A 13,058-nucleotide genomic window follows, 5' to 3' on the forward strand; every position below is an offset into this window, starting at 1 on the left:
ATGAAAATTACTGAACAATGCGTAGCCGCTTTAAGCTGGACCCTCAGCGACACCCTGGGTGAAGAACTGGACGTGCTCCAGGACCCGGTTGAATTCCTGATCGGCGGGGATGACCTGTTTCAGATCATTGAAGACGCGTTGCAAGGCTGCAGCGCAGGCGACACCGTCAAACTGCAGATCGAACCCGAACAAGGTTTTGGCGAGTACAACGAACAACTGGTGTTCCTGGAAAGCCGCGCCCTGTTCCCCGATGAACTCGAAGAAGGCATGAGTTTTGACGGCAGCGCCCTACCCGCTGGCTGCAACCCCGATGCACCACATGACGCGCTCTACACCGTGACCGAGATCTATCCGGAACATGTGGTGCTGGACGGCAACCACCCGCTGGCAGGTATTGCCTTGCGCCTGAGCCTGACCGTGCGTGCTGTGCGTGAAGCCACCGAGGAAGAAATTGGCAGCGGCACCGCTGGCACCGGTTTTTTCAAGATCACACCGATGCTGCAGGCACCCGGCAGCAACAGCTTGCACTGAGATCACACAGCGCCCGCAAGCGCCTGTTGAACTCAGGCCTTGCCGGTTGAGCCGTAACCGCCCTCGCCACGCTCGCTGGCGGGAAACTCGTTCACCAGGTTAAAACGCGCCTGCATCACCGGCACCACCACCAGCTGGGCAATACGCTCCATCGGCTCGATGGTGAACGCGTTACTGCTGCGGTTCCAGGCGCTGACCATCAGCTGCCCCTGGTAGTCGCTGTCAATCAGTCCCACAAGGTTGCCCAGCACAATGCCATGTTTGTGGCCCAGGCCCGAGCGCGGCAGGATCAATGCCGCGTAGCCAGGATCCTTGAGGTAAATCGCCATGCCCGTGGGCACCAGTTGCCAGGCATTGGGCTCTAAGGTCAATGGCGCGTCCAGACAAGCGCGTAAATCCAGCCCGGCACTGCCCGGTGTGGCATAGGTGGGCAGCTGGTCGACCAGCCGCGGGTCGATGATCTTGATGTCAATATCTAGCATTTTTAGCCTGTAGCCCTTGTTTTATGTGCGATTTCCGCTATTAATTTACGAGCCAGTGTCAGCTTGGTGTCACGCGACAACTCGCGCACACCCTGCTCATCCACCAGCAGCAAGGTGTTGTCATCCTGACCAAAGGTGGCCGGACCGATGTTGCCCACCAGCAGTGGCACACCTTTGCGCAGGCGTTTGGCCTGGGCATTGGTCAGCAAGTCATGGCTTTCCGCCGCAAAACCGACGCAAAACAACTCGCCGCTTTGGCCGCGTGGTGATTGGGCCAGCGTTGCCAGGATGTCGGGGTTCTCCACAAAGCTCAGCGTGGGCGCTTGGCCCGAGCCGTCTTTCTTGATTTTGTGCTCAGCCTCTTGCGCCGGGCGCCAGTCGGCCACCGCCGCAGTTGCTACAAAAATATCAGCTACTGGCGCTTTATCCATCAAGGCTGCAAGCATATTGGATGCTGAACGCACATCTACCCGGGTGATGCCACGCGGCGTCGGCAGGCTGACCGGACCGGCCACCAGCGTGACCTCGGCACCCGCCTCGCGCGCGGCACGGGCAATGGCAAACCCCATCTTGCCACTCGACAGATTGGTGATGCCACGCACCGGGTCCAGCGCCTCGTAGGTCGGCCCGGCGGTCACCAGCACATGCTGACCTGTGAGTAACTTGGGCTGAAAAAATGCAATCAATTCGTCCAGCAGGTCCTGGGGTTCCAGCATGCGCCCGTCACCCGTTTCACCACAGGCCTGCTCGCCACTGCCCACCCCCAGCACCACCGCGCCATCGGCCACCACCTGCGCCAGATTGCGCCGGGTGGCCGGATGAGCCCACATTTCGCGGTTCATGGCCGGCGCTAACAAAAGAGGTACTTTGTCAGCGGGTCGCGCCAAGCACATCAGGCTCAGCAACTCATCGGCCTGACCGTGCGCCAACTTGGCGATGAAATCGGCACTGCAGGGGGCAATCAGGCAGGCATCGGCTTCGCGACTCAAGTTGATGTGTGCCATGTTGTTGGCTTCGCGCGCGTCCCACTGCGAGGTGGCCACGGGGCGCTGGCTCAGCGCCTGCATCGTCACTGGGGTGATGAACTGCTCGGCAGCGGCCGTCATCACCACCTGCACCGTCGCACCTGCTTTGATCAGCAGTCGGCACAGCTCGGCCGACTTGTAGCAGGCAATTCCCCCAGTGAGTCCCAGAACAATGTGTTTTCCAGCAAGATCATTCATGCGCCGCAATGTAACAGAGCCGTACTCGGTTACATGGCCGAAACAAGGCGGCCTTCTATAATCCTTTTTTACCAGCTCCATGAGCGTGCAGCTCCCCTCGACATGACCAAATTTGTCTTCGTCACCGGCGGCGTGGTGTCTTCCCTGGGCAAGGGAATCGCCTCAGCCTCACTCGCCGCGATCCTTGAATCACGTGGCCTCAAAGTCACTCTGATCAAATTGGATCCCTATCTGAATGTCGACCCCGGCACGATGTCGCCATTTCAGCATGGTGAAGTGTTTGTGACCAATGACGGTGCGGAAACCGACCTTGATCTGGGCCACTACGAGCGTTTTATTGAAACGCGCATGAAGAAGGCCAACAACTTCACCACCGGCCAGATCTACAAAAGCGTGCTCGAAAAAGAGCGCCGTGGTGACTACCTGGGCAAAACCGTTCAGGTGATCCCGCATGTGACCAACGAAATCCAGGACTTCATCAAACGCGGTGCCGACTTTGGCACGCCCGACGCGGTGGATGTGGCGATTGTGGAAATCGGCGGCACCGTGGGTGACATCGAGTCGCTGCCGTTCCTGGAAGCAGTGCGCCAGCTCAGCCTGCGCTTAGGTCCGAACCAGGCCGCTTTTGTGCATCTGACCTATGTGCCATGGATCGCTGCAGCGGGTGAACTCAAAACCAAGCCAACACAACACACGGTGCAAAAGCTGCGCGAGATTGGTATCCAGCCCGACGCCCTGTTGTGCCGCGCTGACCGCTGCATCCCCGATGACGAGCGCGAAAAGATCTCGCTGTTCACCAACGTGGCGCAATGGGGGGTGATCTCCATGCCCGACGTCGACACCATTTACAAAGTGCCGCGGGTGCTGCATGAACAAGGCCTGGATGGTCTGATTTGTGACAAGTTGCGCCTGAACACACCACCTGCCAACCTCAAACGCTGGGATGACCTGGTGAATGAAACCGAGCACCCCAAGGGCAATGTCTCGATTGCGATGGTGGGTAAATATGTGGAGCTGAGCGACAGTTACAAGTCACTCAACGAGGCGCTGCGCCACGCGGGCATGAAAAACCATGTGCACGTCAACATCAGTTACATCGACTCGGAAACCCTCTCGCCTGACAACGTGGCGCAGTTGGCAAAGTTTGACGCGATTTTGGTGCCTGGTGGTTTTGGTGTGCGAGGTGTCGAAGGCAAGATCTGCGCGGCGCGTTTTGCCCGCGAAACCAAGATTCCTTACCTGGGCATCTGCTTGGGGATGCAAGTGGCCACCATCGAATTTGCACGCCATGTGGCAGGGCTGACCGACGCCAACAGCACCGAATTTGTGCCCGATTGCCCCCATCCGGTGATCGCCCTGATCACCGAATGGAAAGACGCGGACGGCAGCATCAAGACACGCACCGAAGACTCGGACCTGGGCGGCACCATGCGCCTGGGCGCTCAAAGCTCGGACGTGGTCAAGGGCACGCTGGCGCACAAGATTTATGGCAACGTGGTCACCGAACGGCACCGTCACCGGTTTGAAGCGAATGTGAATTACCTCGACAAGCTGCGCCAGGCCGGTCTGGTGATCTCGGCGTTGACCCAGCGTGAACACCTGACTGAGATTGTCGAATTGCCGCAAGCGGTGCACCCGTGGTTCATGGGGGTGCAGTTCCACCCCGAGTTCAAATCCACCCCCTGGGCTGGTCATCCGCTGTTCAACGCGTTTGTGCGCGCAGCCCTGGACCAGCAAGTCACCTCCACCCCTGAGAAAGCGCTGGCCTGATGAAACTCTGTGGTTTTGAGATTGGCCTGGATCGGCCGTTTTTCCTGATTGCCGGGCCCTGTGTGATCGAGTCAGAACAATTGCAGATGGACACGGCGGGCACGCTGAAAGAGATCACGACCAGCCTGGGCATCCCGTTCATTTTCAAAAGCAGTTTTGACAAGGCCAACCGTTCCAGCGGTAACACCTTCCGTGGCCCGGGCATCGACAAAGGCCTGGAGATTCTGGCCAAGGTCAAACGTGAACTGGGTTTGCCGGTGCTCACCGACATCCATTCTGAAGACCAGATCGCCCAGGTGTGTTCGGTGGTGGATGTGTTGCAGACACCGGCCTTTTTGTGCCGCCAGACCGATTTCATCCGCGCTGTGGCCCAGAGTGGCAAACCAGTGAACATCAAAAAGGGCCAGTTCCTGGCCCCCGGCGACATGAAAAACGTCATCGACAAAGCCCGCGCAGCGGCGCGTGAAGCAGGCCTGGTGGAGGACAACTTCATGGTCTGTGAACGGGGTGCCAGTTTTGGCTACAACAACCTGGTGAGCGACATGCGTTCGCTGGCCATCATGCGTGACACCCAGGCGCCTGTGGTGTTTGATGCCACCCACTCGGTGCAACTGCCCGGCGGCCAAGGCACCAGCAGTGGCGGCCAGCGCGAGATGGTGCCGGTGCTGGCACGTGCGGCGGTGGCCGTGGGTGTGGCGGGCCTGTTCATGGAGACCCACCCGAACCCGGCGCAGGCTTTGAGCGACGGCCCCAATGCGGTGCCGCTCAAACACATGAAAGCCTTGCTGGAAACCCTGCTGGACCTGGACCGGGTTACCAAAAAGCATGGTTTTCTTGAAAATGACTTCTCGGCGTGATGCAATCACACCCCACAAATAACTATTTTTCCCTTGTGTTTAACTACTGAAAGAAGCCAATGAGTGCAATTGTAGATATCGTAGGTCGTGAAATTCTGGACTCCCGTGGCAACCCCACGGTCGAGTGCGACGTGTTGCTGGAAAGCGGCACCATGGGTCGCGCCGCAGTCCCAAGCGGCGCTTCTACCGGAAGCCGCGAAGCGATCGAACTGCGTGATGGTGACAAGACCCGTTACCTCGGCAAAGGCGTGTTGAAAGCCGTTGAGCACATCAACACCGAAATCTCGGAAGCCGTTCTCGGCCTGGACGCGTCGGAACAAGCTTTCCTGGACAAGACCCTGATTGACCTGGACGGCACCGAAAACAAATCCCGCCTGGGCGCCAACGCGATGTTGGCCGTCTCGATGGCTGTGGCCCGTGCTGCTGCTGAAGAGTCTGGCCTGCCGCTGTACCGCTACTTCGGCGGCATGGGTGGCATGCAAATGCCCGTGCCGATGATGAACGTGATCAACGGTGGCGAACACGCCAACAACAACCTGGACTTGCAAGAGTTCATGATCATCCCCGTGGGTGCCCCCAGCTTCCGTGAAGCCCTGCGTTACGGCGCAGAAGTGTTCCACGCCCTCAAGTCCATCCTGCACGACAAGGGCATCAGCACCGCCGTGGGTGACGAAGGTGGTTTTGCGCCCAAGGTTGAAGGTGGCCATGAAGCCGCGATCCAGCTGATTTTGCAGGCGATTGACAAAGCCGGTTTTGTCGCTGGTGAACACATCGCCCTGGGCCTGGACTGCGCTGCCAGCGAGTTCTACAAAGATGGCAAATACCACCTCGAAGGTGAAGGCCTGGTCTTGAGCGCCGAAGAGTGGACCGACATGTTGGCCACCTGGGTCGACAAGTACCCGATCATCAGCATCGAAGACGGCATGGCCGAAGGCGACTGGGACGGCTGGAAAGTCTTGACCGACCGCCTGGGCAAAAACGTGCAGATCGTGGGTGACGATTTGTTCGTGACCAACACCAAGATCTTCAAAGAAGGCATCGACAAAGGCATTGCCAACTCGATCCTGATCAAGATCAACCAGATCGGTACCTTGACCGAAACCTTCGCCGCCATCGAAATGGCCAAACGCGCCGGTTACACCGCCGTGATCAGCCACCGCTCTGGCGAAACCGAAGACTCAACCATTGCCGACATCGCCGTGGGTATGAACGCCTTGCAGATCAAGACCGGTTCCCTGAGCCGCTCTGACCGCATGGCCAAGTACAACCAACTGCTGCGCATCGAAGAAGACTTGGGTGAAGTCGCTTCCTACCCTGGCCGCGCTGCGTTCTACAACCTGCGCTAAACGCCAGTTGTGGGCAGACGCCTCGTCCCGACCCTGCTGATCACGCTGCTGCTGCTGTTGCACGCGCAGCTGTGGTTGGGCCGGGGCAGTTTGCCCAAGGTGGCGCAATTGCGCGCCGATCTGGCCGACCAGCTTCTGAAAAATGAACAGTCACTGCAGGCCAACAGCCAGCTGGAGGCTGAGGTGCAAGACCTGAAAGAAGGCCTGGAAATGGTCGAGGAAAAAGCCCGCATGGAACTGGGCATGGTGAAAACCAACGAAATCTATGTTCAGATTTCACGTTGAGGCCGACCCGCTCGGCCTTGAACGGATGGCAGGCTGACGTCCAGCCCCTCGCAACAAAAAACCCTCTCACAGCGTGTTGTCCACGCATCGCCGCCTACAATGGGGTCGTCTGTCGTGTTCGCTGGGCTGTATATTCCTTGAACCAATGCTCATTGAGCCAGGGCTTGGAACATTGTGTTGTTGGCGTGATCATCTCGCGTTAGATGAACCCAAGACGACACTGACCTCGCCCACCTGAACCCCGGTTCAGGATGCCGGTCTGGTGCCACGGCAGACACCTTTCTTTGAACACCGCCATCTTGGTGTTCACCGCACACGAAGTGCCGGCCCATACTCAATGGGTACAGTGCACAGCCTTTCCCAAAATAGAATAAGCTTTTTGACCTCCAGCCCTTATATATCAAGGGCTGGTAGCTATCAATTAACAATCACCGAAAAAGCCGGAGAATCTCAATTTGTGATCCACTCAAAGCGGCATTACGGGGTCGCTAACGCGCCCCTCAACTCTTTATGCCACCTATCGGTGGCGTTTATCTCCGCAACTCAAGCTGATCAAGTCTTTCATCTTCCTGATCTTGATGCCGCATGCGATGTCAGATCACTTGCTCGTTTCGTCCGTGATCGGTAAGCGCGCAGCCAACCCATCTTGACCGCAGCGCCGAAGTTGAGGCAGTTGCCAGGAATCAAATAGCATAGCCAGAACTGGTGGCTGACAGCGATGGGGCAATAGATCTGCGATCTGGCTATTGCGCTGAGTCGGCAGTCGTGTCAGCACATCTTTCAAGTAGGCAAACGGATCATGCCCATTGAGCTTGGCACTCTGGATCAGACTCATCACCGCCGCAGCGCGCTTGCCCGCGCGCAGTGAACCGGCAAACAACCAGTTGTTCCTGCCGATGGCAATGGGACGAATCTGGTTCTCGATATGGTTGTTGTCCACCGGCAGTTGCCCGTCGTAGAGGAAACGCGTGAGAGGCCCCCAACGTCTGAGGCTGTAATCAAGCGCTTTGGCCGTAGCTGCTCCATCAGGGACCTTCTGCCGATTCAAGATCATCCACTGATGCAAAGCATCCAGCAGTGGTTTTGATTTCTCCTGGCGTATTCGCATTCGTTCATCGGGCGGCAGTTCTTTGACTTCGCGCTCAATCTCGTAGACCCTGGCAATCTGCTCCAGTGCACTGTGTGCGATCTGACTCTTGTTGCTGGCATGCAAATCAAAGAACTTGCGCCGTGCATGGGCCAGACAGCCCACTTCGGTCACCCCCTGGGTCATCAATTGCTTGTAACCACTGAAGTCATCACACACCAAGCTGCCACGCCAGTCACCCAGAAACAGTTTGGCATGCTCCCCAGCGCGGCTGTCGCAGAAGTCATAGACCACCGCCTTGGTGTCCTCAAAGGCCCCGGCCGCATACGCCCACAGGTAAGCGCGGTGGGTTTTACCGGTACCGGGCTTGAGCATCTGCACTGGGGTCTCATCGGCATGAATGACACTTTGGCTGAGGATGTCGGCCTTCAGTGCATCGACCAAAGGTTGCAACTGCACCCCGCAACTGCCCACCCAGGCGCCAAGTGTGGAGCGCGGTATGGCCACGCCCGCGCGACCAAAGATGACTTCTTGCCGATACAGCGGTAGATGGTCTGCAAACTTGGCCACCAGCACCTGGGCCAGAAGACCCGTGGTGGGAATGCCTTTGTCGATGATGTGTGCCTCCACCGGGGCCTGGATCAGCGTTTGGCACTGGGCACAGACCCATTTGCCACGGATGTGACGCTGCACACTGAAGACACCGGGCTGGTAATCGAGCTTCTCGGCGACATCCTCACCGATGCGCTTCATCTGACAGCCGCAAGCGCAGGTAGTGGAGTCCGGTTCGTGCTGGACCTCCACACGGGGAAGATTCGCTGGCAGTGGCTGGCGTTTGGGTTGTTCCTTGATCCGGGGTGCCGGTGCATCGGTGGCACTGATCTGTTCGATCTCGTCGCTCACTGCTTGCAGGTCCTCATCAAGCGTTTCGTCAAGCAGGCTTCTTTGCTCTGCGCTGAAGCGCTCACTCTGGGCAGCAAACTTCAGGCGCTTGAGATACGCGTTCTCATGCGTGAGTTTGTCGATGGTGGCTTGTTTGAAGGTGACCGTCTGCAGCAGGGACTGCACCACGTCGCGCAGTTCGTCTGCACTCATGTGGGGGAGTTGCTCAGGGGTGAACACCATGACACGCAGTGTATTTCTGGTGAACGAAAGGCACCATTGGTGCTTATCTGTATTGACTCAAATGCTATCTATTTCGATGATTCAGACCATGGTGATGATGCCTGCCTCGCCCAAGCGTTGCCAGGGTAGTCCCAACACCAGGGCATCCAATTGGATGCGGCTCAAAGTCACACGGTTGGAGCCATTGAACGCACTGGTCAGAGGCCACACGAAGTGGCCCTGGTGCAGCCGTCTGGCGGCCAGCCAGATGCCAATGCCGTCGTGCACCAAGACTTTGATGCGAGTAGCTCGTTTGTTCGCGAACAAATAGGCCGTGTGCGGGTGGGCCGCACCAAACACCGACACAACCCTGGCCAAGGCAGTGTCGGTGCCAGCGCGCATGTCCATGGGCGCAGTTGCCAGCCAGATGGCGTCGATGCGGATCATTTGAAGGATTACTTGAGAATGGCCCGGCTCCATTGCGCCAAGTCGGCAGCGGCACTGGCGGGCCAGGTGAGAATCATGGACACGGCGCCTTTGTGCAGCTCAACCTTGATGAGGTCTGTGTTCGGCAGTTCAGGCGTTGCAGTGGCGGGGAGTTTGACGGCAATGAACGCGGGCTCGGGTGGTGAAGTTACCAGTGACTGAGCAGCGGAGCTGCAGACGATGCGTTGGTGGCGCCCACTTTGTTGGTGTTCTTTGAGCCAACGGTGCAGCACGTTGGCGTTCATGCCATGCTGCCCGGCTATGGCAGCGATGGAAGCACTGGGAATTTGGCAGGCCGCTACCAGCTCAGCTTTGAACTGGCTGCTATAGGTACGGTGGGTGCGTCGGGCCAGATACTTGGCGAGGTCTGGGTCTTTGAGCATGGTGTGCACGATGGGTTACGTGCACACGATCTTGCGAGATGCGAGAGTTCAGTTCAAGATGGGTTGGCTGGACGCTTACCGTGATCGACCATGGGGTGTCCCTCCTCCATACGGTAGCTCTTTTGATGCGTCAGACTTCGAAACACTTCCCCCAGATACTTGCGCAGCTCCGCGTACAACGCCTTTCGTCATATCAGGCAATAAAAAAGGGAGCCGAAGCTCCCCTTTTTTAATTGAACTGACATCAGCTGTTTTTTCTGCGACGTGAATAACTCAAGCCTGCAACTGCCAAACCAATCAAGGCAAGTGAGCCTGGCTCTGGCACTGACTGGGTGTTCGACAATTCAAATCTGGCAGTGTGAGTTGAACCTGAGGCATTCAGGTCATCAATTGCGTACAAAACAGACCCACTGGAATCCTTGAACACAATATCGTAAATATCGCGAGAAGAGCAGCAGTCCGTGCGACCCCAAATTTGAAACAAATCAAGTTCAGCAACGCTGGCAAAAGTGATCGTCAGCGTATCGAAACTGGTGTCTCTTCCTTCATGGAAGATATTTCCACTGCCAAAGTCGCCCAACGTGCTGCCATCAATTGCCTTTGCTGGCATTGAAATCGAGCTCCACCAGTCAGGTGCATTGGCGGTAGCACCGTTCGATGCAAGTGCCACATTCACCGCCGATGTGTTGAATGCTTGCACTTCAGCCACCTGGAGATAAAGGTTCATCGCGTTGGAAATTTCAATTGTTTTAACGCCAACCAATCCGGCATGCGCCGTGACAGTCAACCCCGTCAACAACGATAAGGCAATAGTTGCGCCTTTTAAAAACCGGGGAATAGCAGAGTTCAACATGCAGAAAGTTTCATAAAAGTTTGCGATAGACAATTTAAAGCAAAAAACGCGCCAAATATCAAATACAGAAAAAAACCAAGCAAAATCAATAGCCAAGAAATCAAAAGTTGAACTGCCATAGTGACTCACCTGCGGGAAAGGAAAAAATGTAAAAAATTCCGACAGTTGACAGTGAATGTGCAAAGAAGAAGAGACAGAAACACGTTGACAAGCAAATTTCAGTCCTTGGCAGTTTGGACAAGTTGCATGTGCTGCGCCAGCTTGGTCAACACCATGTCAATGTGCAGATATTGTTCTGCGTAAGCACGGGCGGCCACACCTAGACGATTGCGAAGTACCTCATCGTTCAAAAGCACTTTAATCGCCGCCAGCATCGCTGCTGCGTTCTCGGGTTGCACAACCAAACCGCACTGCGTGTCTGGCCCAGACCCGGCAACCACGCGGGAAAGTTCTGTACCTGCATGCGCGGTTGCTATCACGGGTTTGCCGCTAGCCAAAATACCTGTCAATTTACTAGGCATCACCAAATCAGCAGCATCTGCGCGTTGTGGCAGCAAATGAATGTCCGCCATGACCAACAAATCGTTTAGTCGGTCTAGTGGTTGCAGTGGCAAAAAAAACACGTTTATCAAACCAGTGCACGCCAATTGCAACGCAGACTTACCAGCACCATCACCACAAAACACAAACACAAGGGGCCTGCTGTCAGATTTAGCGAGGTCAGTTGCATGCAAACGGGCAACTTCGGCCAAGATCTCCAAACCTTGTTTGCCCCCCATGTTGCCGCTGTAAAGCGCCACCACGCAGTCTGTGGGCAAACCCAATAACACCCGATAGGGGTTGTCGCCAACGTATTTGGTCTTGGGGCGGATGGCAGCTATATCCACCCAGTTGGGTGCCAAAAACGTATGTCGTGCAGGCACACCCTTGGCCAGCAACAAATCCAGCATCCTGCTGGAAATGGTGGAAACCACGTCAAACCGCCGCATCAGCCAGCTCTCACAGCGTTCAACCACCTCGCGGATACGCTTACCACGCAGCAAGCCCATACTGAAGGCAGCGTCCACCTCAAAGTCTTGAATGTGCAGCCACGCCTTGGCCCCCGACAAACGCGCCACCACGACAGCGCAGGGCGCGCAAAACAAGGCGGGCTCTACCACCCACACCACATCAGGCCGCCAAAAAATCTGGCGCAGCATGACCGGCACGCTTGACAAGGCGAAACTGGCCAGATGCACAAGCCGACTGGCGCCACCGGGCTTGGCTGGCACCCACAGCGGACAGCGCCAGACATCCACCCCCATAGTTTTTTCAGTTGACCATGTCCTGGCGCTGTAACCCACACTGACTGCCCACGCTGGGTAATAAGGCGGTGCAGTCACCACGCGGACCTCATGCCCATGACTGACAAGCCACGCAGCCATTTCGCCGGTGTATTTGCCAATGCCTGTGAGTTCGGGGGAAAAGTTGATGCCGTACAGAAGAATTTTCAAGTCGCCAACCTATTTTTTAATTCGTTTCGGGAAGAAATTGAATGCTAAATCGCGTTCAAAACAACGCTCAACAGACTGTTGCACCAACAAAGAATGATGGGCAAATTAGGAGGCTGCCTTTTTTTGACCCAAAAATGCAATCGAAGTCAAATTGAATTTACTAAGCAAGACATGTACAGCGATTGGGCCAGATATCCCCATGACCATTCCAAAGAAAATATTGACTAATACATCAGTAATGCCAAGCTTGACTAACACCACCCTTACTGCCGCAAGAAAAAAAACATGGTACAAGTAAATAGAAAAAGAAAAATTACCAATGAATATCAGTATTCTATTTTGGATTCCCAAGGAATACAACATAAAACAAGAGATTAAACCAAATATCAATCCAAACAAACTGTCTTTGCCCCAGCCACCACTTCCATATGACTCAAATTTATAGTAGGCAAAAATCAGGAATATCGCAATTGCTACAAGTTTTACGGCTCGATCGGATTTAAAGTCGTCAATTCGCAAAATGCCAAGCAACGCCCCAAAAGAGAAAAAAGGCAGCAAAAAGAAGAATCCGGAAAGAGAAAATATATTTATATCAGACGGAAGTAAAATCAGACAAATAGAACCAAAAATCATCCCTAACAAATACTGGATTAGTGGTTTCTTGACAAGAAATGATAGAAGCAAATGAAAAGAAAAAACCAGAAACATTGCTTGTAAAAACCAATAATGAAATCGACTCATCCACAACACACTGAGATAGTAATCAATGGAATCACCTGTAACACCGATATTTGCTACGCCACTATTTTTTTGGACATAAACGAATAACGGCCCAACAAAAATCAGAGGCACAAGTAGCCGAACTACCTTGCCTTTCAGAAATGCCGACCTTTTGCCAGCGACAATACCTCTAAAGGAAAAAACAATACCGCCAAGAAAGGCGAATAAAGGCATGCGTGTGTGTTCAAGCGTAACGTTGAATAGGTGAAAAACGTTTCCCTCATCAAGCCGAAGCCCAGAAGTTAACGGGTAGCCAATCAAATGGCCAAAAACCAATAAGAAACAAGCAAGCCCTCTCAAGGTCTCTAGATTTAAGTCGCCTTTTTTAGCTATTACAGCGTGTTGGCTTGTTGCGGTCTTCACAGGGTTTCTGACATA

At 55.1% G+C, this 13,058-nt stretch carries 13 protein-coding genes and 1 pseudogene; 6 read left to right on the plus strand and 8 right to left on the minus strand.

The features are described 5' to 3' along the window. On the plus strand, nucleotides 1–531 hold the full coding sequence (locus FDG13_RS10325; protein ID WP_180127344.1) for a peptidylprolyl isomerase: 531 nt from the start codon (nucleotides 1–3) through the stop codon (nucleotides 529–531). 32 nt (nucleotides 532–563) lie between these two features. Here the strand turns inward: FDG13_RS10325 and dut are convergent, their stop codons facing one another. Together dut and coaBC are read right to left on the minus strand one after the other, a co-directional pair. After that, nucleotides 564–1,013 (minus strand): dUTP diphosphatase, encoded by a 450-nt coding sequence (gene dut, locus FDG13_RS10330; protein WP_180127346.1) that lies wholly within the window; start codon nucleotides 1,011–1,013, stop codon nucleotides 564–566. Between the two features lie 2 nt (nucleotides 1,014–1,015). Then, nucleotides 1,016–2,236 carry a bifunctional phosphopantothenoylcysteine decarboxylase/phosphopantothenate--cysteine ligase CoaBC gene (coaBC, locus tag FDG13_RS10335; protein ID WP_180127348.1) on the minus strand — a complete coding sequence of 407 codons (1,221 nt, stop codon included), beginning with the start codon at nucleotides 2,234–2,236 and terminating at the stop codon, nucleotides 1,016–1,018. Between the two features lie 102 nt (nucleotides 2,237–2,338). Here coaBC and FDG13_RS10340 point away from each other — a divergent pair, with 102 nt between their 5' ends. Genes FDG13_RS10340 through FDG13_RS10355 form a run of 4 tightly spaced genes read left to right on the plus strand, consistent with a single transcriptional unit; the run spans nucleotide 2,339 to nucleotide 6,494 of the window. Further along, the gene (locus FDG13_RS10340) at nucleotides 2,339–4,006 is read left to right on the plus strand and encodes a CTP synthase (protein WP_078363371.1); all 1,668 of its coding nucleotides are present in this window, start codon (nucleotides 2,339–2,341) and stop codon (nucleotides 4,004–4,006) included. Next, nucleotides 4,006–4,863 (plus strand): 3-deoxy-8-phosphooctulonate synthase, encoded by an 858-nt coding sequence (gene kdsA / locus FDG13_RS10345; RefSeq protein WP_180127350.1) that lies wholly within the window; start codon nucleotides 4,006–4,008, stop codon nucleotides 4,861–4,863. Before FDG13_RS10340 ends, kdsA begins: the two co-directional genes overlap by 1 nt. 59 nt (nucleotides 4,864–4,922) lie before the next feature. Beyond that, nucleotides 4,923–6,209 (plus strand): phosphopyruvate hydratase, encoded by a 1,287-nt coding sequence (gene eno / locus FDG13_RS10350; protein ID WP_180127352.1) that lies wholly within the window; start codon nucleotides 4,923–4,925, stop codon nucleotides 6,207–6,209. Between the two features lie 9 nt (nucleotides 6,210–6,218). Then, nucleotides 6,219–6,494 carry a septum formation initiator family protein gene (locus FDG13_RS10355; protein WP_180127354.1) on the plus strand — a complete coding sequence of 92 codons (276 nt, stop codon included), beginning with the start codon at nucleotides 6,219–6,221 and terminating at the stop codon, nucleotides 6,492–6,494. A 706-nt stretch (nucleotides 6,495–7,200) separates the two neighbouring features. On the opposite strand, the pseudogene FDG13_RS10360 reads toward FDG13_RS10355, so the two are convergent. From FDG13_RS10360 to FDG13_RS10380, 5 genes and pseudogenes are all read right to left on the minus strand, one after another. Further along, nucleotides 7,201–8,706: pseudogene (locus tag FDG13_RS10360) on the minus strand (IS66 family transposase); the annotation flags it as partial. A gap of 81 nt (nucleotides 8,707–8,787) precedes the next feature. Next, nucleotides 8,788–9,132 (minus strand): IS66 family insertion sequence element accessory protein TnpB, encoded by a 345-nt coding sequence (tnpB, locus tag FDG13_RS10365; protein WP_180127355.1) that lies wholly within the window; start codon nucleotides 9,130–9,132, stop codon nucleotides 8,788–8,790. A gap of 8 nt (nucleotides 9,133–9,140) precedes the next feature. Further along, nucleotides 9,141–9,554: a transposase gene (locus FDG13_RS10370; RefSeq protein WP_180127357.1), complete on the minus strand. Its 414-nt coding sequence runs from the start codon at nucleotides 9,552–9,554 to the stop codon at nucleotides 9,141–9,143. 244 nt (nucleotides 9,555–9,798) lie between these two features. Further along, nucleotides 9,799–10,536, minus strand: coding sequence for a PEP-CTERM sorting domain-containing protein (locus FDG13_RS21370; protein WP_180127359.1), 738 nt, complete (start codon nucleotides 10,534–10,536; stop codon nucleotides 9,799–9,801). Nucleotides 10,537–10,625: 89 nt separating this feature from the next. Continuing rightward, the gene (locus FDG13_RS10380; protein ID WP_370528206.1) at nucleotides 10,626–11,852 is read right to left on the minus strand and encodes a glycosyltransferase WbuB; all 1,227 of its coding nucleotides are present in this window, start codon (nucleotides 11,850–11,852) and stop codon (nucleotides 10,626–10,628) included. Here FDG13_RS10380 and FDG13_RS21375 point away from each other — a divergent pair. Beyond that, a complete protein-coding gene (locus FDG13_RS21375; protein ID WP_370528207.1) occupies nucleotides 11,802–11,948 on the plus strand; it encodes a hypothetical protein in 147 nt (48 codons plus the stop codon). The two genes, FDG13_RS10380 and FDG13_RS21375, sit on opposite strands and share 51 nt — an antisense overlap. 57 nt (nucleotides 11,949–12,005) lie before the next feature. On the opposite strand, the gene FDG13_RS10385 is transcribed toward FDG13_RS21375, so the two are convergent. Next, a complete protein-coding gene (locus tag FDG13_RS10385; RefSeq protein ID WP_180127363.1) occupies nucleotides 12,006–13,043 on the minus strand; it encodes an acyltransferase in 1,038 nt (345 codons plus the stop codon). Nucleotides 13,044–13,058 lie beyond the last annotated feature (15 nt).

Origin of the sequence: Rhodoferax sp. BLA1 (genome assembly GCF_013416775.1) — a bacterium.
GTDB lineage: Bacteria > Pseudomonadota > Gammaproteobacteria > Burkholderiales > Burkholderiaceae_C > Rhodoferax.

What these genes read in the sequence shown, in the direction of transcription:
- FDG13_RS10340 (WP_078363371.1), top strand. Translation starts at nt 2,339, where the DNA reads ATGACCAAATTTGTCTTCGTCACCGGCGGCGTGGTGTCTTCCCTGGGC.
- eno (WP_180127352.1), top strand. Translation starts at nt 4,923, where the DNA reads ATGAGTGCAATTGTAGATATCGTAGGTCGTGAAATTCTGGACTCCCGT.
- tnpB (WP_180127355.1), bottom strand. Translation starts at nt 9,132, where the DNA reads ATGATCCGCATCGACGCCATCTGGCTGGCAACTGCGCCCATGGACATG.
- coaBC (WP_180127348.1), bottom strand. Translation starts at nt 2,236, where the DNA reads ATGAATGATCTTGCTGGAAAACACATTGTTCTGGGACTCACTGGGGGA.
- FDG13_RS10370 (WP_180127357.1), bottom strand. Translation starts at nt 9,554, where the DNA reads ATGCTCAAAGACCCAGACCTCGCCAAGTATCTGGCCCGACGCACCCAC.
- FDG13_RS10325 (WP_180127344.1), top strand. Translation starts at nt 1, where the DNA reads ATGAAAATTACTGAACAATGCGTAGCCGCTTTAAGCTGGACCCTCAGC.
- kdsA (WP_180127350.1), top strand. Translation starts at nt 4,006, where the DNA reads ATGAAACTCTGTGGTTTTGAGATTGGCCTGGATCGGCCGTTTTTCCTG.
- FDG13_RS21375 (WP_370528207.1), top strand. Translation starts at nt 11,802, where the DNA reads ATGCCCATGACTGACAAGCCACGCAGCCATTTCGCCGGTGTATTTGCC.
- dut (WP_180127346.1), bottom strand. Translation starts at nt 1,013, where the DNA reads ATGCTAGATATTGACATCAAGATCATCGACCCGCGGCTGGTCGACCAG.